The sequence below is a fragment of the Psychrobacter sp. T6-6 genome (assembly GCF_052258185.1).
Classification (GTDB): domain Bacteria; phylum Pseudomonadota; class Gammaproteobacteria; order Pseudomonadales; family Moraxellaceae; genus Psychrobacter.
Map to the genome: position 1 here is coordinate 320,498 of NZ_JBQQEX010000003.1, position 18,534 is coordinate 339,031.

15 protein-coding genes are annotated in these 18,534 nt (G+C 46.1%); 6 read left to right on the plus strand and 9 right to left on the minus strand.

Annotated features, from left to right (window positions below; all coding sequences use genetic code 11):
* Nucleotides 1-108: 108 nt before the first annotated feature.
* From hutI to hutU, 4 genes are all read right to left on the minus strand, one after another.
* Nucleotides 109-1,422 carry an imidazolonepropionase gene (gene hutI, locus ACTXGL_RS07295; protein WP_443525899.1) on the minus strand — a complete coding sequence of 438 codons (1,314 nt, stop codon included), beginning with the start codon at nt 1,420-1,422 and terminating at the stop codon, nt 109-111.
* Nucleotides 1,423-1,480: 58 nt separating this feature from the next.
* Complete coding sequence (hutG, locus tag ACTXGL_RS07300) at nt 1,481-2,521, minus strand: formimidoylglutamase (protein ID WP_443525900.1); 1,041 nt, start codon at nt 2,519-2,521, stop codon at nt 1,481-1,483.
* A gap of 27 nt (nt 2,522-2,548) precedes the next feature.
* Complete coding sequence (hutH, locus tag ACTXGL_RS07305; RefSeq protein ID WP_443525902.1) at nt 2,549-4,111, minus strand: histidine ammonia-lyase; 1,563 nt, start codon at nt 4,109-4,111, stop codon at nt 2,549-2,551.
* Between the two features lie 63 nt (nt 4,112-4,174).
* Nucleotides 4,175-5,887 (minus strand): urocanate hydratase, encoded by a 1,713-nt coding sequence (gene hutU / locus ACTXGL_RS07310; RefSeq protein ID WP_443525904.1) that lies wholly within the window; start codon nt 5,885-5,887, stop codon nt 4,175-4,177.
* A gap of 305 nt (nt 5,888-6,192) precedes the next feature.
* Here hutU and ACTXGL_RS07315 point away from each other — a divergent pair, with 305 nt between their 5' ends.
* The 4 genes from ACTXGL_RS07315 to ACTXGL_RS07330 all read left to right on the plus strand — a co-directional run bounded on the left by ACTXGL_RS07315 (nt 6,193) and on the right by ACTXGL_RS07330 (nt 9,655).
* Nucleotides 6,193-6,978, plus strand: coding sequence for a UTRA domain-containing protein (locus ACTXGL_RS07315; RefSeq protein ID WP_443525906.1), 786 nt, complete (start codon nt 6,193-6,195; stop codon nt 6,976-6,978).
* A 287-nt stretch (nt 6,979-7,265) separates the two neighbouring features.
* The gene (locus tag ACTXGL_RS07320) at nt 7,266-8,102 is read left to right on the plus strand and encodes an amino acid ABC transporter substrate-binding protein (protein ID WP_443525907.1); all 837 of its coding nucleotides are present in this window, start codon (nt 7,266-7,268) and stop codon (nt 8,100-8,102) included.
* Nucleotides 8,102-8,839, plus strand: coding sequence for an amino acid ABC transporter permease (locus ACTXGL_RS07325; RefSeq protein ID WP_319051306.1), 738 nt, complete (start codon nt 8,102-8,104; stop codon nt 8,837-8,839). Before ACTXGL_RS07320 ends, ACTXGL_RS07325 begins: the two co-directional genes overlap by 1 nt.
* A gap of 69 nt (nt 8,840-8,908) precedes the next feature.
* Nucleotides 8,909-9,655 carry an amino acid ABC transporter ATP-binding protein gene (locus ACTXGL_RS07330; RefSeq protein ID WP_443525910.1) on the plus strand — a complete coding sequence of 249 codons (747 nt, stop codon included), beginning with the start codon at nt 8,909-8,911 and terminating at the stop codon, nt 9,653-9,655.
* Between the two features lie 200 nt (nt 9,656-9,855).
* Here ACTXGL_RS07330 and ACTXGL_RS07335 read toward each other — a convergent pair whose 3' ends face one another.
* From ACTXGL_RS07335 to ACTXGL_RS07355, 5 genes are all read right to left on the minus strand, one after another.
* The gene (locus tag ACTXGL_RS07335) at nt 9,856-10,812 is read right to left on the minus strand and encodes a DMT family transporter (protein ID WP_443525911.1); all 957 of its coding nucleotides are present in this window, start codon (nt 10,810-10,812) and stop codon (nt 9,856-9,858) included.
* A 352-nt stretch (nt 10,813-11,164) separates the two neighbouring features.
* Nucleotides 11,165-11,674 (minus strand): hypothetical protein, encoded by a 510-nt coding sequence (locus tag ACTXGL_RS07340; RefSeq protein ID WP_443525913.1) that lies wholly within the window; start codon nt 11,672-11,674, stop codon nt 11,165-11,167.
* A 75-nt stretch (nt 11,675-11,749) separates the two neighbouring features.
* Nucleotides 11,750-12,397 carry an anthranilate synthase component II gene (locus ACTXGL_RS07345; RefSeq protein WP_443525915.1) on the minus strand — a complete coding sequence of 216 codons (648 nt, stop codon included), beginning with the start codon at nt 12,395-12,397 and terminating at the stop codon, nt 11,750-11,752.
* A 71-nt stretch (nt 12,398-12,468) separates the two neighbouring features.
* The gene (locus ACTXGL_RS07350; protein ID WP_443525917.1) at nt 12,469-13,887 is read right to left on the minus strand and encodes an anthranilate synthase component I family protein; all 1,419 of its coding nucleotides are present in this window, start codon (nt 13,885-13,887) and stop codon (nt 12,469-12,471) included.
* A 103-nt stretch (nt 13,888-13,990) separates the two neighbouring features.
* Complete coding sequence (locus tag ACTXGL_RS07355) at nt 13,991-14,266, minus strand: Trp family transcriptional regulator (protein WP_443525918.1); 276 nt, start codon at nt 14,264-14,266, stop codon at nt 13,991-13,993.
* 553 nt (nt 14,267-14,819) lie between these two features.
* Here ACTXGL_RS07355 and ACTXGL_RS07360 point away from each other — a divergent pair.
* Both ACTXGL_RS07360 and ACTXGL_RS07365 read left to right on the plus strand, forming a co-directional pair.
* Nucleotides 14,820-16,892 (plus strand): TonB-dependent receptor domain-containing protein, encoded by a 2,073-nt coding sequence (locus tag ACTXGL_RS07360; protein WP_443525920.1) that lies wholly within the window; start codon nt 14,820-14,822, stop codon nt 16,890-16,892.
* 228 nt (nt 16,893-17,120) lie between these two features.
* Nucleotides 17,121-18,455: a PepSY-associated TM helix domain-containing protein gene (locus tag ACTXGL_RS07365; protein WP_443525921.1), complete on the plus strand. Its 1,335-nt coding sequence runs from the start codon at nt 17,121-17,123 to the stop codon at nt 18,453-18,455.
* The last annotated feature ends 79 nt before the right edge of the window (nt 18,456-18,534 follow it).

The following is an 18,534-nucleotide window of genomic DNA, read 5'->3' on the forward strand; positions in this document are numbered from 1 at the left end:
TGAACATTTCTTTCTTTAATTTCATAAAATTTTTAATATTTTTACCAAAAAAGCCCTAATCATTGAATGACTGGGGCTTTTTAACTGAGATAAATAAAGGTAGCTTGACTATATGGTCTCGCGCCATTGTCCTTGAACCATAATGCCTTGGAGAGGGTTGAGACCCATTTGGTATGCCAAATCAGCAGGGCGGGCGATGTCCCATAGTGCTAAATCAGCGTCACAACCAACCTCTACTTTTCCTTTATTAGATAATCCTAGAGCCTGCGCTGCATAAATTGTTGATCCTGCCAATACTTCTTCAGGGGTGAGGTAAAATAGCGTACAGCCCATATTCATCGTCAATAATAGCGACGTTAACGGTGAGGTTCCGGGGTTGCAATCGGTCGAAATCGCCATGGGTACGTGGTGCTTACGCAGTGCTTCAATCGGCGGCAGCTTGGTGTCACGCAAGGTATAAAACGCTCCGGGTAATATCACCGCAACCGTGTTGCTAGCGGCCATCTTCGCTATGTCAGTTTCTGATAAGTGTTCTAAATGGTCGCTAGATAGCCCTTTATATTCGGCAACCAATGCGCTACCGCCGATATCAGATAACTGCTCAGAGTGTAGTTTGACGGGCAGCTCTAATGAGCGCGCGACCTCAAAAACGCGTCTGATTTGATCGCTACTAAACGCAATGTTTTCACAAAAGCCATCGACCGCATCGACCAAGCCTTCTGCATGCAGAATCGGTAACCACTCGCAGACTTGCTCGATATAGTCGTCCGCACGGTCCTTGTATTCTAGCGGTAGCGCATGTGCCCCAAGGTAAGTAGTACTCACATGAATGCCGTGCTTTTCGCCAAGCTGGCGAGCGACCGTGAGCATTTTGCGTTCAGTGTCTAAATCTAAGCCATAACCGGACTTGATCTCGATACTGGTGATGCCTTCTTTAATGAGGGCGATTAAACGCTTTTCACTTTGTGCAAATAGCGATTCAATACTGGCCGCGCGGGTGGCGCTCACGGTTGCGACAATACCGCCACCTTGTGCAGAAATATCTTGATAACTGGCCCCTTGCAAACGCGCTTCGAACTCATTGCTGCGGTTGCCGCCATAGACAATGTGCGTATGACAATCAATGAGCCCAGGCGTTATCCATTTACCATCGACGTCTGTGATTTGGTTCTCATGATAATGAGGCAGATGCGTAGCAATTTGCTCCTGTGCCCCAAGCCAAGCAATTTTGCCGTCTTTAATACCGATAGCCGCGTCATGTAGTTGACCATATGGGACGCTATCAGTCTCTTCTTTTTCGTAAATATCAAAACCATATTGTGCCGAGAACGTCGCTATATTGGCATTAATAATGAGTTGATCAAACGATGTCATAGTAAATTTGTCGAGCGTCTGCTCGTTAAAATTTTCTGATTCATTCATAGTATGCTCCTAATGATTGGGAGGCGAGTAACCTGTTAAGTCCTTTTCTTTGTAAGAGCTAGCTGACAAGTAAGTGCTGCTCTACAATAGTCGCTAGTAAGCGAGCAGCGACCTTGCAGCTACGGCTATCTACATCAAAGGTCGGGTTGATCTCAGCAATATCAGCCATTTTTACTTTGCCTGATGACATGATCAGCTTCACCATACGCTCAACAAAACCAAGCTCAATACCAAAGGCGGCAGGTGCGCTTACACCTGGAACGACACTAGATGGCAAACAATCCATATCGATGGTGAGATACAAGATATCGACCTGATCTATGAAGCTTTTGACCTGCTCGGCAAGTGTATCCCAAGGCTGATAATGACAGTCTTCATCGCTAATGACCTGTACGCCCAGTTGCTCGGCACGATCAAAAAGTGCGGCGGTATTAGAAAAGCGACTGACGCCTATACAGCAGTAGTGAAAGGGCTGATCGTGTGCGTCAAGGTGCTCAGCAATTTGACGAAACGGTGTCCCAGAGGTCGCCACATCAGACTGACGAATATCAAGATGTGCGTCAAAATTAATGATTCCGATTGTCGGTGCTGCGGATGTGCTGACAGTCGTGTCATTTGTTTCTTTTAACGCTTGCCACAATCCCAAAAAGCTACCGTAAGCGATGGCATGACCACCGCCCAATCCGATGGGTAGTCCACCTTGTTTGATGATAGTGCCGACTGCATCGGCATACTTGATCTGAGCTTGCTCAAGTGTACGCTCGGCAAAGCCGTCGTTGTCATGACAATGAATATCACCCGCATCACCGAGTAAGGATGGTAGTTGATCGTCAAAGCGTTGTTGCAACTCGGCAATGACTGGCAATGCAGCGAACGCGTGACGAATCAATGGCGGGGCGGCCCTTGCACCCACACGCCCTTGATTGCGTCTGACGCCTTGGTCACATGCAAAACCAACCAACCCGATATTTTGAGCCTCATAAGGCTGGGCAAGCTGATACCAGTAGCGGGCGCGCGCAGTCTCAAACGGCTCAGCACGGCCTGTCCACTGGGTCATATCAGCAGGTGTATGGTTAATGGGTGTGGTTGCTACTGTCATCGTTGCTCTCCTTTAACCAATTAACGGTTACTTAGACTCGTACCAGTCGCGACGCAGTTCTTGCCAATGCTCAGCAAGTGTACCGTCTAGTACTAGCTGTTTGGCGGCTTCGATATCAGGGGCTAGGTAGCGATCTTTATCATAGAACGTCACTTGCTCACGCAGTTTTTCATGTGCCACTGTCAACGGCTCTGACGTCTCGAGTCCGCGATGGAAGTCGATACCTTGACCAGCAGCTAATAGCTCAATACCGATGATAGTGGCCGTGTTTTGCGCCATCTCGTATAGGCGGCGCGCACAATATGTTGCCATAGATACATGATCTTCTTGGTTGGCAGAAGTTGGGATACTATCGACGCTGCCTGGATGGGCGATAGATTTGTTTTCCGATGCCAGTGCTGCGGCGGTCACATGCGCAATCATAAAACCTGAGTTGACCCCAGCGTTATTAACCAAGAATGGCGGCAGACCACCTGACAGCGTTGCATCAATCAGCAAGGCCACACGGCGCTCAGACATCGAGCCAATTTCAGCGATTGCGAAGGCTAAAATATCCGCGGCAAAAGCGACTGGCTCGGCATGGAAGTTACCACCTGATATGGCGACCGGGCCATCTTCGCTATTAAAGATAAGCGGATTGTCTGTCACCGCATTGGATTCGATGAGTAGCGTTTTTCCTGCTTGGTTGATGATATCAAGGCAAGCACCCATGACCTGCGGCTGACATCGTAGGCAGTAAGGGTCTTGTACGCGATCATCTTGTTCGCCATCGTGCGAGGCACGAATAGCACTGCCTTTGATCAATTGACGATGCGCTTTGGCGATCTCTATCTGACCATGATGACCACGTACTTCATGAATACGGGCATCAAATGGTGAATCTGAGCCTTTGGCGGCATCAATCGATAGCGAGCCGACGATAGTCGCTGTCTCAAGCAAATCCCGTGCTAAGAAATAACCACGTAATGCTAGTGCGGTTGATACTTGCGTACCGTTGATGAGAGCAAGGCCTTCTTTGGCTGCCAGTGTAATCGGCTTTAGTCCATGCTGGGCTAGAGCATCAGCAGCTGGCACTTTTTTACCGTCAACAAAGACATCACCTTCGCCCATCATTGCAAGTGTCATGTGTGATAATGGCGCCAAGTCACCAGATGCACCAACCGATCCTTTGGCGGGAATGTTTGGCGTGATTTGATTGTTGATCAAACCAAGTAAGCTATCAACCACCTCGCGGCGTACACCAGAAACGCCTTGTGCTAGGCTAGCAACCTTCATCACCATAATCAGTCGTACCACACCGTCTGGTAGCGCGTCACCAGTACCTACCGAATGAGAAATGATCAGGTTACGCTGTAGCAGCTCAAGCTGGTCATCACTGATACGTGTCTTGGCAAGTAAGCCAAAACCAGTATTGATGCCATAAGCGCTTTTATCACGGGCAATGATCGTGCGCACATCTTCGTGCGAGGCATCAATCGCCTCATAAGCGCTCTCAGGCAAGCTCAATACCACGGGCTGATCATAGATTTCACGTAGCATCTCAAAGCTAAGCTGGCGTGGATGTAGGGTCAATTGTTTGATGTTGCTCATAAGGGTAATCCTAGTTGCATAGTCGTATAGTTAATTATTTTTATGGTGTTAAGGCGATGCTTATTATCTAATCATTGGCAAGTTTAGACCATAATCTTTTGCGGTCTTAATCGCCAGCTCATAACCTGCATCAGCATGACGCATAACCCCTGAGCCGCAGTCATTAACGAGCACTCGTGACAAGCGTTTGGCAGCCGCATCCGTACCGTCTGCGACGATGACCATACCTGAGTGCTGTGAGTAGCCCATGCCGACACCTCCACCATGATGCAATGAGACCCACGTCGCGCCGCCTGCCACATTGAGCATACCGTTTAGGAGTGCCCAATCAGATACCGCGTCTGAGCCATCTTTCATGCTTTCGGTTTCGCGGTTTGGACTGGCGACAGAGCCTGTATCCAAGTGATCACGACCAATGACGATAGGGCCTTTTAGTTCACCGTTTTTGACCATTTCATTAAATGCCAAACCTGCCTTGTCACGCTCACCCAGACCTAACCAGCAGATACGAGCAGGCAAGCCTTGGAACTGAATGCGCTCTTTTGCCATATCTAACCAACGATGGACGTGGGTGTTTTCAGGGAACAGCTCTTTGATTTTTTGATCAGTCTTATAGATATCTTCTGGATCACCTGATAATGCTACCCAGCGGAAAGGGCCTTTACCTTGGCAAAATAGCGGACGAATATAGGCGGGGACAAAACCTGGGAAGTTAAAGGCATCTTTCACCCCTTCATCAAAAGCTACCTGACGGATATTATTGCCGTAATCGGTCGCTGGAATATCCATCGATTGCAGATCTAAAATTGCTTGGACGTGTACGGCACAAGACTGAGCGGCTGCTTTAGTCAGTGCTGCGTGTTGCTCTGGATCCTCTTGCGCGGACCTCCATTCCTCTACTGTCCAGCCACTTGGTAGATAACCATTGATCAAATCATGCGCCGAGGTTTGATCGGTGACCAGATCAGGCTTCATGCCGCCAGCGTTAGCGCGTTTAACCATTTCAGGTAAGATATCTGCGGCGTTACCAAGTAGGGCGATTGAAACCGCTTCGCCTGCGTCCGTATGTTGTTTGATTAACTCATAAGCATGGTCAAGATCGTCTGCTTGCTTATCGACATAACCCGTACGCAAGCGAAAATCGATACTAGACTGCTGACACTCGATATTCAGTGATGTTGCACCTGCAAAAGTCGCGGCTAGTGGCTGTGCGCCGCCCATACCGCCAAGACCGGCGGTCAAAATCCAACGACCTGCCCAGCTACCGTCATAATGCTGACGACCGGCTTCCACAAAAGTCTCATATGTGCCTTGTACGATGCCTTGCGTACCGATATAAATCCAGCTACCTGCCGTCATCTGACCGTACATAAATAAGTCTTTGCGATCGAGCTCATTGAAGTGCTCCCATGTCGCCCAGCACGGCACAAGGTTAGAGTTGGCAATCAACACGCGTGGTGCATTTTCATGCGTCTGAAACACACCTACAGGCTTACCAGATTGCACCAACAACGTCTCATCATCTTCTAATTCTTTTAGTGACTCTAAGATTTGATCATAGCTTTCCCAATTACGGGCAGCGCGTCCGATACCACCGTAGACGACCAGACTTTTTGGGTTTTCAGCGACATCAGGATGTAGGTTGTTTTGCAGCATGCGATAAGGCGCTTCGGTCAGCCAGCTTTTGCAATGTAGTGTGCTACCAGTAGGCGCAGCGATATCACGAGACTCATCACGGCGAGTTAGCTTATTGTTGGTTCCATTATCGGTAGTCATGGTCATATCCTTGTAATAACAAATAGGGCAATAGAGTAGTCATAGTCAGTGTTTGACAAGCAGCCTATAAATTCATCGAAATATCGAGTAGCTCAATTAATATTTTAAGCGCTGCTGTATATTTGTATATACAAATTATCAAAGATTATTTTTTCATGCAAGGATTTTTTATTTGCCTACTCATTATTTTTGTTATTGATTTAGCAAATTGCTTACTGCTCAGGCATTTTGGCTGAGGTTTGCACAGTGGTCTCATGATATTATGCTGTCATTATTGTGAGCAGAATTGACGGTTAAAGACGAACATGACGAAGACAACTCCAGCATATCAACGTATAAAAAATGCCATATTAGACAATATTCATTCTGGTAAATGGCAGGCAGGTAAGGCGATTTCTACTGAAATGGCATTGGCTGAAGAGTTTGGCGTATCACGGATGACGGTCAATCGCGCGCTCAAAGAGCTGAGCGAGGAGCGGGTATTGGAACGCCGTCAAGGTTCAGGTACGTTTGTCGCGCAGCAGCAGTTTAACCATACCTTTGTAGAAGTGCGTAATATCGCAGAGGACCTCAAATCAGCCAATCGTGACTATGAAGCCAAAGTCGTGAGCAAGCGTGCGATGACTGCTGCTATGATTGGTGATAAATTACGTCGCAAATTCGGTATTGATGAAGTAGCAGCGCCTGTTAGTCCAAGCGCTGATGCAAATGAAACGGGTAGTAACCTTGGTATAGACAGCTTGGGCGATGCGCCTATTCTTTATGAGGTAAAGATCATCCATTTCGCAGATGGTCAGCCTATACAGTTTGAAGAGCGCTGGGTTGACGCCAACAGGGCACCAGAGTTCATCGAGCAGGACTTTACGGTCGTCAATACTAGTGATTATCTGGTTGAAAAAATACCGCTAGAGAGTGGCAGCTATACCATCCGTGCCCTTGCCGCGCCAAACGAGGTGGCAGACGCTCTGCAGATTACCCCGCAATCCCCAACTCTAGTACTACGTAGGCAAACTTACTCAGCAGGTCAAGTAGTGACCTTTGTCAAAATGTGGCATGCTGGCGATCGTTACCAGTTCTCAGGTAGGTTATAGTGACTGTCTTACGTATACTCACTGATTTTGTACGTTTGTGCTATCCAAAATGAGCTACTATATCCATAAGTTGTTATTTATTGAGTCGTCATGGCTTCTTATGTAGCCGCAATTATACATCCATACTTTTGAAAAATAATATTCAAACAGCATTGAAAAATATGCTGAGTAACCTCAAATCGAGCAGCCAAAGCCGAATATTATAGAGCAGCTATCGTACTGTCCTTGTGTATCGGCTTTTTCCTATTTGTTGATATTCACTCTATTCATTCTTATAAGGACGTCTTATGAAACGTCGTACTCTTTTAGCCCTTGCCGCTAGTACTATATTCCTTGCCGCTTGTGGTCAGTCATCTACCAATGAAGCCGATACTACCGCAACTGACAGTGCAGCGACAGGCGGTTCTGATTTGCTGCAACGTATCAATGAAGGCGGCACCATCAACGTCGGTACAGAGGGTACGTATCCTCCGTTCACCTATCATGATGAGAGTGGCAAGCTGACAGGTTATGACGTCGAAGTGACGCGTGCCGTTGCGGATAAGCTGGGCGTAGAGGTCGAGTTCAAAGAGACCCAGTGGGATGCCATGCTGGCAGGTTTGGACTCAAAACGCTTCGATATGGTTGCTAACCAAGTGAGCTTAACGACTCCTGAACGTCTGGCTAAATATGATAAGTCTATGGCTTATAGCTGGTCAGGTGCGGTTGCACTAGCACCAACGGATGACAATCGTTACAGCTCTTGGGACAATCTAAAAGGCCTACGTACCGCCCAATCACTGAGCAGTAACTATGGCGAGCTGGCAGAAAAATATGGCGCAGAAATCGTCCCTGTCGATGGTATGGCGCAAGCGATTCAATTGGTTAAGCAAGACCGTGCTGACTTTACGATGAACGACAATCTTGCCGTACTCGATTATCTCAAAAAATTCCCAGACTCTGATCTCGAGATCAAACTGACCGCACCTGCTAGTGAGCAAACAGGCTCAGGTCTAGTACTCATCAAAGGCGATGATGAAGTCGTGGCAAAACTGGATGAAGCAATGGCAGCGCTTGCCGCTGATGGCACCCTCACCAAGCTTAGCGAAGAGTTCTTTGGTGCTGATGTAAGTCAACAAAAATAATGTTAGCGTCTATCACCGCTGTGCTCGCTGAACTACTGGCGCTATTGCCATTTATGAGTCCTGATCGGGCGCAGATTGTCATCTCATCATTTTGGCCAATGCTCAAAGGTGGTATTTATTATTCGATACCACTGGCGTTGATCTCGTTTGCGATTGGTATGGCGATTGCTCTGACGGTCGCTTTGATTCGTATTGTACCGCGTGCTGGTTGGTTTCATGAGATCGTCTATCGCTTGGCGCGTATCTATGTGTCTGCGATTCGCGGTACGCCGATGCTGGTGCAGCTATTTATTATCTTTTATGGTCTGCCTAGTGTCGGTGTCAAGCTCGATCCGTTTCCCTCAGCGATTATTGCGTTCTCTCTAAATATTGGCGCATACGCCTCAGAGACGGTACGAGCTTCGATTTTATCGATTCCAAAGGGGCAGTGGGAAGCAGGTTCTACCGTTGGTTTGACGTACTTGCAAACGTTTCGTCATGTAATCTTACCGCAAGCCCTACGCGTGTCGGTACCACCATTATCCAATACCTTTATCAGTTTGGTAAAAGATACCTCACTTGCGTCACTGGTGTTGGTCACTGAGCTATTTAAACAAGCACAAATCATTACCGCTCGTAACTACGAGTTTATGCTGGTGTACACAGAAGCGGCGGTTATTTATTGGGGTATTTGTCTGTTCTTGACCTTTATCCAAGGCAAGCTTGAAACCCGCCTTGATCGCTACGTGGCAAAATAAGTCATGCGGCAAAACAAATCATGGCTCAATAGATACTCGCAAATATAGACCAGCCCAACAGGAATTTTTATGATCAAAGTCACTAATATCCATAAAACCTTTGGTAGCAATCAGGTGCTCAGAGGCATTGATTTGACTATCAATAAAGGCAAAGTGGTTGTTATATTAGGGCCTTCAGGATCGGGCAAAACCACGTTTTTGCGCTGCCTTAATGCGCTAGAAATTCCTGACAAAGGCGTGATTGCGTTTGATGATGACAGCTTAAGCGTTGACTTTGCGACCAAACCAAACAAAAAAAAGCTGCTAGCGTTACAGCGCAAATCTGGCATGGTCTTTCAGTCTTATAATTTGTTTCCGCATAAGACAGCTATTGAGAATCTGATGCTTGGTCCTACGGTGGTACAAGGACAAAGCAAAGCGCAAGCACGCGAGCAGGCATTGGTACTGCTCGATAAGGTAGGGCTATCGGACAAAGCCGATCTATATCCATTTCAGCTATCCGGTGGTCAACAGCAGCGTATTGGCATCGCCCGTGCGCTGGCGATTGAGCCGTCGTTACTATTGTTTGATGAGCCAACCTCTGCGCTTGATCCTGAACTGGTACAAGATGTCCTTGAAACCATGAAGCAGCTCGCGTCTGAGGGCTGGACGATGGTCGTGGTGACTCATGAAATTAACTTTGCTCGTGACGTTGCTGATCATGTGGTGTTAATTGAAGGCGGTGTAGTCGTCGAAGAGGGCAGTGCCAAGCAGTTATTTGAAGACTCCAAGCATCCGCGTACGCAGGCATTTTTACAGCGTATTGATCAGAAGTAGAATCGAATCACTCGAACTGTCTACCGTATTTTTAGCGCTTACAGTCTGTGTTATTAAGTCAGTTGCTAAAGCAGAAAACGATAAACTAAAAAGCCCCAATCATGCAGTCATGGTTGGGGCTTTTTTATCGACATAACCAAAATGTATTTTAGTTAGCACGTATCTTAACGAGTATATGTTTTAAACATTAGGCAATGGCGTTATACCTTTTGCCGTTGTTTTAGCCAGCGAGGTACGCGGGTGGCAGTACCGTTTAGCACCGCGTTCAATAACGCTGCTAGCAAGATAAGTCCGACACCTAAGTATTGAATCCAAGATAAAGACTGCTGCAATAACAGTACTGCAAGTGCAATCGCTGTCAATGGCTCAAAAATAGTAAAGACTGATGCACGCGTGGCAGGCAGTTTTTCTAACGCTTTCATATATAGCCCAAACGGGACTACAGTACCTAATAGAGACAGCCCTAGGACATAACCCCAAGTCATTACAGGAAGATCTAACAGCTGCCCATAAGTACGATAAGTCTCAGGTAGGAGTAGCAATCCGCCAGCACTAATGACGATAGAGGTAAAAAACACCAAAGGAGCAGGGTGAGCGTAATGCATCGCCCGCTTGCCTAATACCCCATATAAGGAATAGCACATACCTGCTGCCAAGCCGAGTAAAATACCCCAATTGACTTGTGCCTGCTCGCCTAGCATCGTCAAACCAACGCCAAATACCGCCATGAATGCCAGCGCGAGAGATTTGCGAGTAATCGACTCACTCAGTAAGAACCTCGAAAACAACAAGCTAAAAACGGGCGCAGTATATAGTAGGGCCACCGCAGGACCTGCTCCGACATAGATGACGGCAAAAAAATAGCACACCGACATACCCAGCACACCGATCAAAGACTGCATTGCGAGTCCAAACCATTGCTTGGGTTGTAGTTTGATTATGGCTGGCCATAGTTTTGGTAGCATAGCCAAGATAATAAATGCCGCCGTCACGATACGTAATATCGTCACCTGCCACCCACTAAAGCCTATTTGATTAAGATAGGTTGAAAATATACCAAGCGTGCCCCAGCAAATTGCTGCGGTAATGATTTGAATAGTGCCTATCCATGACTGATGCGAGTATTGTATCGTCGTTCCGCTGTCGATGTTTGCCATACTGTTGTCTTCTTACGATCTAAATGACACAAAGTTTTGTCAGATTACCAGTGATTTAAACGCTCTGAGCAATACTGAAATAAGAAAAGACAACCTGATTAAAGGCTGTCTTTTGTTGGTTCTCTCAGTCTATCACTAAAAGATAGTCAGTCGCTACTGGGGCATGCTACATTTAATCAATTCACAAAAACCACGCTTGAACCCGTAGGGTGTTTTGCTGAATAAAGCACACTTTTTCGGCTTGAGTCCTTGGCAAATGATTAGCATCAGCACCGCAATTTTTTGTTCGCGGCTTTATCCATTGAATCTACTCTTTTTTGAGGTCAGCTGAGGTTTGTTTATCACAAAAACGTTAAGCCTCCCGCTGTGCAACGCCATAGCTGCTGTTTAGTGTTTGATCTGATATGTTGTAGCTATCGTCAATTAACGCCGTTTGCGAAACCAATGGTAAATAAGTGGTATTTTCTGTGCAGGTAAAAGTATCGTTATCTGTCGTCCAGTTGCTGGATAAATACAGCTCATGATTTGATGGATCTATAAACCCGTTGAGATCTTCTTCTTCAAAACGATAATCCTGAAATTGGCAAGGTGTAATACCATCGTTACATAAGCTATATTTGGTTTTAGCAGGAGACAGATTGACCGAGTAGGGTGCGCCATCGAGCTTTTCCCCTAGTTGCTTTGTCTGTAGTAATCGTCCCAGATCTGGCGCGACCAGTAGCATATCACTACAGGTCACATTCCTTTCTTTGCAGCCTTTATATAGATTTAGACGTTGACCTTGGATATCCATACCCAAGATGAAGTTTGCTTGTACTGGCGTTACTGCCGAGCTGACAGCAGTCACTAAAGCTAGGCTCAAGAGCAACACAATACGTCTGAATAATAAGCAGTATTTATTTAGGCTTGAGACAGACCTAGCAATAGATATATCGGTCTACACCTGCAATAAAAAGTTACTCAGCAACCGCTTAGCCCCTTCAGTGGCAAAGGATTCAGGGTGGAATTGAACGCCTTGTATTGGATAGTCTTTGTGCGCCAGTCCCATAATCTCATCGCCCGTCAGCGCAGACTCGTCAAAGCTCAATTCCGCACGTTCATCATTGGCGACGATTGAGGTAATGGTCAGACAATCTGGAATGGTGTCTGCTTTTACCACCAGTGAGTGATAGCGCATGATTTCAAGCTCTTGCGGCAAGCCTTGATAGATACCTGTACCATCATGACGAATAGAGGATACTTTGCCGTGCATCGGCACACTGGCGCGTATCACATCACCGCCGAATACATGAGCAATGCCTTGCATACCCAAGCAGACGCCTAGTAGTGGTACTGTCTTGCCCAATGTCTCAATAACTTCCGCACAGATGCCAAAATACGCTGGATCATCAGGCGAACCAGGGCCGGGTGAGATAATGATTCTATCTAAATTCATGGCTTGTACGTCAGCTAGGGTAATCTCGTTATTACGTTTGACAGTGACTTTGGCTTCATTGCTGCCGTCCAAAGTTTGCAAAATCTCGCCGACATACTGATAGAGATTAAAGGTAAACGAGTCGTAGTTATCGATAATTAAAACATTCATGGGACATAAACTCTTTTATAAAAATATAGCTGGGTAAAATAGGGCCAACTTGCGAATGACGCTTGATAAGATTACGGCTGCATAAAGCTGTCTAACACGACTTTCATCGCAGACAGTTTGCGCTGAATCTCTAGATACTCATCGGCTGGATTTGAGTCATAGACATTGCCACCGCATGTCTGCGCGTAGGCTGACTCGCCGCTGATAAATAGACTGCGAATAGGAATGGCAAAGATACAATCGCCATTGAAGTTGAATGATCCTAGCGCACCGCCATAAGCACCGCGTCCATCTGGCTCTAGCTCATTGATGACTTTGATGGCTTCTACCTTAGGTGCGCCTGATAGTGTGCCCGCAGGGAAATTGCTGGCAAGCGCGCTAAACATATCTTCGTCAGGATGCAAGATACCAACGATCTCAGAGGAGATATGCTGTACGTGCGAGAAGCGTTTGATATCCATGAGACTACGGACTTTTACCGTACCAAATCGCGCCACACGGCCGATATCATTACGGTGCAAATCGACAAGCATATTGTGCTCGGCGATTTCTTTGTCATCGTTGAGTAGGGCGCGGGCAAGCTTACGGTCTTCTATTACATCGACGCCGCGTTTAGCTGTCCCTGCTAGTGGATAGGTTTCCATCTCGCCTTGACGTAAGCGGAACAGCAGCTCAGGCGACGCGCCAATGATGCACTGCTGCGTAAATTTCATAAAATACATGTGCGGTGATGGATTGACCGCACGCAGTTTTTCGTAGATAGGCATCTTGTCACCAGCGATACGATATTTGGATTTGAACCCAACTTCACACTGAAAGATACGGCCAGAGATGATGTCTTCTTTGACTTGCATGACGACGTTGGCATGTTCTGCTTGGCTCATACCATCGCCCAAGAACTCAACGGTAGGCGCTTCATAACTTGGAATTGGGTCATCGAGTAGCGCTTTGATCTGCTCGATACGGTTGTTTTGCTGTGCAGTGGGATAATAAAAGTAGAAAATCTCGCCTGTCATCTTATCAAGCGTCAATCCATCTAGATACACACCAAACTTAAACGGCTCAAAGTCTTCACTGGCTTTTGCCGTCAGACTCGGCTCAAAAAAGTTCACACAGTCATAACCCAAATAACCGACAAGTCCGCCGCTCTGATCACGGGCAATAACATGTTGCGGCGTGATGGCGCGAAGCAGCTCATAAGGATTGTCAGTTTGATACTTGGTGGTGGTCGCTGTTTTATTATCCGTGATAGCAAGCGTATGGCGGTCTAACGCTGCGATGGTAGTCACAGGGTTGAAGCCGATCGCATGATGGCGTGAAATATGGCTGTCTTCACCCAACGATTCGAGCAAATAACAAGTGTCAAACGCGCTCTCGATACGTTTAAATAACGCAAAAAAGTCAATATCCTGTGTGAGCTTAATGCGCTTTGGTTTGCTAGGGATATCGATAGGTGCAGGCTGGGTTTGTGCAAGTGTACTAGAAGTCATAACAAAGTCCGAAATTCATCAAATAGGTGTCGATTAGGCAATTAATAAAGTAGTTATTAAGAAGGTAATTAGTAAAAGAGTAGTAAATGCGCTAGGTAGTGGCTTAGGAGCGCGCTCTATGAGTAGCAAGTAACGCGCTTACATCATGGCTTTGCATGGCTCTAGCACCGCGAGAGACCGTGGCAATACCAACGCCCAGTTGCTCAGAGATCTCACGTTGTGTAACGCCTTGCTCAAGCAAGTCAAAAATACGAATACGATTGGCAATATCGTGTTGCTCTTTATTTGTCAGTAGTGCACTTAATAGCTTATCGATGTCTTTGCTATCAGTACAGTTTGTCAAATGAGTTAGTAAGCTCTGATAAGGATCGGTAGTCATAGTAAATAGTCTTAAACAAAAAAGGAGACAGCGCGCTCGTCAAGCAGCTATTCTGCAAAGAACTGCCTTGTTTCAGCATTCTAGTACAGTAGTACAAGAAAAACAAGTGCTAGGTAACTTGCTATCATATCATCGATATAATCTGTCATTCATCAATACAGTCCGGAGCTGTTCCTCGTTGTCAAATGTCATCAGAACCAAGCAATGAAGGCTGAACAATCAAAGCCAAGTGAGTATGAGTAAGCATAGAATTGAATAGTGAATCGAGCTGTTGATACCGCTGTGCTAACCGATATAGAAACCTCCCATCTTAGGTTTATCCTTGCCCAATGTCATTCATGTAAATTCTGCACATTAATTATTGCCAAATTGTTAATACTTCGTTATTATGCCCCTCAATAATTAAATGCTAATCATTATCATTAACATTAATGATGTTATTCGCGTATTAGCTTAAATATATGCAAGTTTATATACCCCCCAAGAGCAGTTTTATAAGAGACCGTTTATCGACGGCTTAAAAATTCTAATAGTAAAATAAAGTGAGTGTGTTATGCGTGAAGTAAAGTTATCTAGCCCATTGACTGTGCTATCTGTAGGCGTGGCAGCGGTATTGTGGACACAAGCGGCCAACGCCGCTACGGCAGATGATATGCCAAATACCACACTACAGACTATTACCGTAACGGCCAATAGCTCAGTACGTGATAGTGTGCAAGAGGACTCTGTCTATATAGATGACTACACACCAGCTGCTCAAGCAAGTCATTTGAGTGATTTTTTAGATGTGGTACCAGGAGTAGATGTAGGCGGTACCTCATCGGTCAATCAGCGCATACGTGTGCGTGGTCTTGATGATACCAACCTAAAAGTCACTATCGATGGTGCCCGTCAAGAGGGTGCGCTGTTCTACCATATGGGCGATGTCACTATCGATCCAGACTTGCTCAAGCAAGCAGAAGTGTCAGTAGGTAATAACTCAGTAACGCTTGGCAACGATGCCATCGGCGGCGCGGTTGCTTTTGAAACCGTCGATGCAGCAGATCTACTCAAGCCTGGTCAAACAGTAGGCGCCAAAATCCACGCAGGATATGGCAGCAATAACGATGAGCTGTTGACCTCAGCGACCGTTTATGGCGCTCCAACAGAAAACATCGACTTACTTGCTTATTATGGCAAGCGTGATGCCAATGCTGGCGAAGATGGTAGCGGCCGCAAAATCCAAACCGAAGACAGTGAAGGCGAAAACATCCTTCTAAAAGCAGGCGCATATGTTGGCCAAGATCATCATGTGGGCGCTAGCTTTAGCCGTACCGAAAACAAAGGGCTATTTCCATTACGTCCAGATTTCCCTGCTGGCGGTTGGAACCCAATCCTGCCGCAAGAAGTAAAACGCGACACTTACGCGCTCGATCATAATTATAACCCTGCCAATCAATTGGTTGATATAGACACTAATGTCTATCAGACCAGCACGCAGATCTTACGTAACTCTGATGGTGAGCCTGGGTTCGAGTTTGATGCAGAGGTCAAAACCACTGGCGGGAAAGTACAAAACACCAGTATTGTCGATAGCAGCATCATTGATGGTATCAAAGGCACTCATAAGCTAATTGCAGGTGTTGAGCATTACAAAAAAGAATCTGAGATGTCACGAGACTTTGCAGATGCTAGTACCGATGAAGCAACCAACACATCGGTATACCTAGAAGACCAATGGCAAATCGGCAAACTTAGCTTAACGCCAGGTGTCCGTTACGACCGCTACGAGTCTCCTGAGTTTGTATCGGCAGGCAAGACTTATGACAATGTCGTTGGCGCATTGGCTGCTAGCTATGAGATCGCACCGCGCACCCAGCTATTTGCAAGCTATACCCAGTTATTTAACGGTCCAGATCTGAGCCAAACGATCTTCAATACTGATGGCGCTGGCACCTATGTCAATGATGATCTAAAAGCAGAAGAAGGCGACAATGCCGAAGTCGGTATCGCAACGACTTTGCGTGGTCTAACGACAGCCAATGATTCGCTAAAATTAAGTGGTAAGTACTTTGAAACCAATATCGAAAACTACATCGAGTTTGTACGCGCTGGTAATGGACGAGTTGGCTTAGATTGTGCGACTGGACAATTAAACGGCAGTTGCCAAGGGGTTATTAATAACGACGAAGATTTCAAAATAAAGGGCGTGGAGCTATCAGCGGATTATAGAGTAGATAACTTCAATATGGGTCTAAGCTATGCGCGTGCACGCAGCAAGGGCGAGGAGACTGGTTACAACATCACTTCAGTGAGTGGTAGTGGCTCTGAGTCTGGTGACAAGTATATGGTCAACCTTGGCTATGCACCAACTGAGACTACTGAGCTTGGCTGGCGCAGCACTTACGTCGCCTCAGTGACGCCGAACACCGCGGGCGATGACAACGAAAAACCAAACTATGACGTGCATGATATCTTTATGAGCTATACACCAACTCAAGTTGAAGGCTTAAAAGCCACGCTTGGGGTATACAATATCTTTGATGAGACCTATGCCAGCCATGCATCACGTAACTCTATAGATGATGACTATACTGACTTTGAGATGGGACGCAACATCAAAACCTCATTAACGTATCAGTTCTAATCTCACTTATCTGGTTTAATTTAAGATAAATCTAATCGTATCAATAGAGTCAGCTGTCTATATATGGGAGCTGACTTTTTATTGTGGTTAGCTTTTAAATTATCACAACAGCGATGACGTATTTTCTAATAAACACTCACTGATAAGTGCCTACTGACAAATGCTCATTGATAAGCACTTATTGATAAGTACCTACTAAAATATTATATGAATAAAGAACCAAGACCCATGACTTCACTCAATCCGCGCCAAGTCTGTTTATGGATTCACCGTTATACTGGGCTTGCTATGGCAGCCTTTTTGATCATTGCCAGCATCACTGGGACATTACTGGCGTTTCATCATGAGCTTGATGATGTATTCAATCGCAAGCTGGTCAGTATCGACGCCCAAAAGTCACCGCTTCTGTCTATCGCAGCGCTGCATGACAAGGTTGTAGCGAGCTACCCCGCACAAAAATTCTCCAGTATGCCCACATCTATAGAACCCAATAAAGCGGTGGTGTTTTCGGTGGATAGGAGCCGAGGCAAGGGCGGTAATAAACCAAAACCAGCATTCCAAGAAGTGTATATCAATCCCTATACCAGCGATATCATTGGCACGCGTGACAAAGATGCATGGGCATGGAACAACACCATGTGGAAGGTGTTTTGGTTGCACCGCGACTTACTGCTTGGTGATATTGGCAAATGGGTGCTGGGTATTGTCTCATTGGTCTGGACGATTAACTGCTTTATTGGCTTTTATCTGACCTTTCCACGAGCCATCAAACCATCCAAAAACAAGCCGCCTTCCAATAAAAAACGGGCGTCATTCCTTAAGCGTTGGCTACCTGCTTGGAAGATTCGTCGCAAGACCAATACTTTTAAGCTCAATTATGATTTGCACCATGCTTTTGGTTTATGGCTTTGGGTCATGTTGTTCGTCATTGCATGGTCGAGCGTCGGCTTTAATCTAAAATCCGTCTATCAACCAGTGATGCAAGCCGTGGTCGGGCTAACACCAAGAGAGGGCCGACCAACCTTTAAGCCTGAGCAGAACAAATCAGCGGAGCAGCAGGGTAGAACAGAGAGAATGGCAAATTCAAATACCCCTGTTAGCAATAGTACAAATGACGCGAATATAAGCACGCAAGTTGTCAGCAAGTCCAATAGCATTGCCTATCTAAGCACGCAAGCCGAGATAGCTGCTAAGCAGAATGGTGTATTGGTACAGCAGCTATTAGGTATCCGCTGGGTTGAAGAAGACAAACAATGGCAAATGCGCTTTAAAACAAATAAAGATATTGGTGAAAAAGGTGGGGCGTCATCTATCACGGTTGATGCGGCGACAGGCAAGGTTGAGCGTGTCAATTTTGGGTATCAAACTACCTTTGGTACTAAGGCAGACCAATGGTTATCTACCCTGCATATGGGACATATCGGTCAAAGCTGGGGACATAGACTGTATCAAGTATTCTTGGCGATGATTGGACTGGCCGTAGCAGTACTATCAGTGACAGGCGTCTATCTGTGGTGGAAAGGTCGACGACAGCGCTTAAAAGCATTGCAAAAAAGTAGATAGTGGTTATCACTGAGATATGTCAGTACGTTTGATAGGCTAAATATAATGCCGATACAGATGTAGCGGTATGCGTACTGAC

Bases quoted from the DNA above. Each gene is read 5' to 3' on its own strand.
- hutI (WP_443525899.1), bottom strand. From the start codon at position 1,422: ATGAATGAATCAGAAAATTTTAACGAGCAGACGCTCGACAAATTTACT.
- hutG (WP_443525900.1), bottom strand. From the start codon at position 2,521: ATGACAGTAGCAACCACACCCATTAACCATACACCTGCTGATATGACC.
- hutH (WP_443525902.1), bottom strand. From the start codon at position 4,111: ATGAGCAACATCAAACAATTGACCCTACATCCACGCCAGCTTAGCTTT.
- hutU (WP_443525904.1), bottom strand. From the start codon at position 5,887: ATGACTACCGATAATGGAACCAACAATAAGCTAACTCGCCGTGATGAG.
- ACTXGL_RS07315 (WP_443525906.1), top strand. From the start codon at position 6,193: ATGACGAAGACAACTCCAGCATATCAACGTATAAAAAATGCCATATTA.
- ACTXGL_RS07320 (WP_443525907.1), top strand. From the start codon at position 7,266: ATGAAACGTCGTACTCTTTTAGCCCTTGCCGCTAGTACTATATTCCTT.
- ACTXGL_RS07325 (WP_319051306.1), top strand. From the start codon at position 8,102: ATGTTAGCGTCTATCACCGCTGTGCTCGCTGAACTACTGGCGCTATTG.
- ACTXGL_RS07330 (WP_443525910.1), top strand. From the start codon at position 8,909: ATGATCAAAGTCACTAATATCCATAAAACCTTTGGTAGCAATCAGGTG.
- ACTXGL_RS07335 (WP_443525911.1), bottom strand. From the start codon at position 10,812: ATGGCAAACATCGACAGCGGAACGACGATACAATACTCGCATCAGTCA.
- ACTXGL_RS07345 (WP_443525915.1), bottom strand. From the start codon at position 12,397: ATGAATGTTTTAATTATCGATAACTACGACTCGTTTACCTTTAATCTC.
- ACTXGL_RS07350 (WP_443525917.1), bottom strand. From the start codon at position 13,887: ATGACTTCTAGTACACTTGCACAAACCCAGCCTGCACCTATCGATATC.
- ACTXGL_RS07355 (WP_443525918.1), bottom strand. From the start codon at position 14,266: ATGACTACCGATCCTTATCAGAGCTTACTAACTCATTTGACAAACTGT.
- ACTXGL_RS07360 (WP_443525920.1), top strand. From the start codon at position 14,820: ATGCGTGAAGTAAAGTTATCTAGCCCATTGACTGTGCTATCTGTAGGC.
- ACTXGL_RS07365 (WP_443525921.1), top strand. From the start codon at position 17,121: ATGACTTCACTCAATCCGCGCCAAGTCTGTTTATGGATTCACCGTTAT.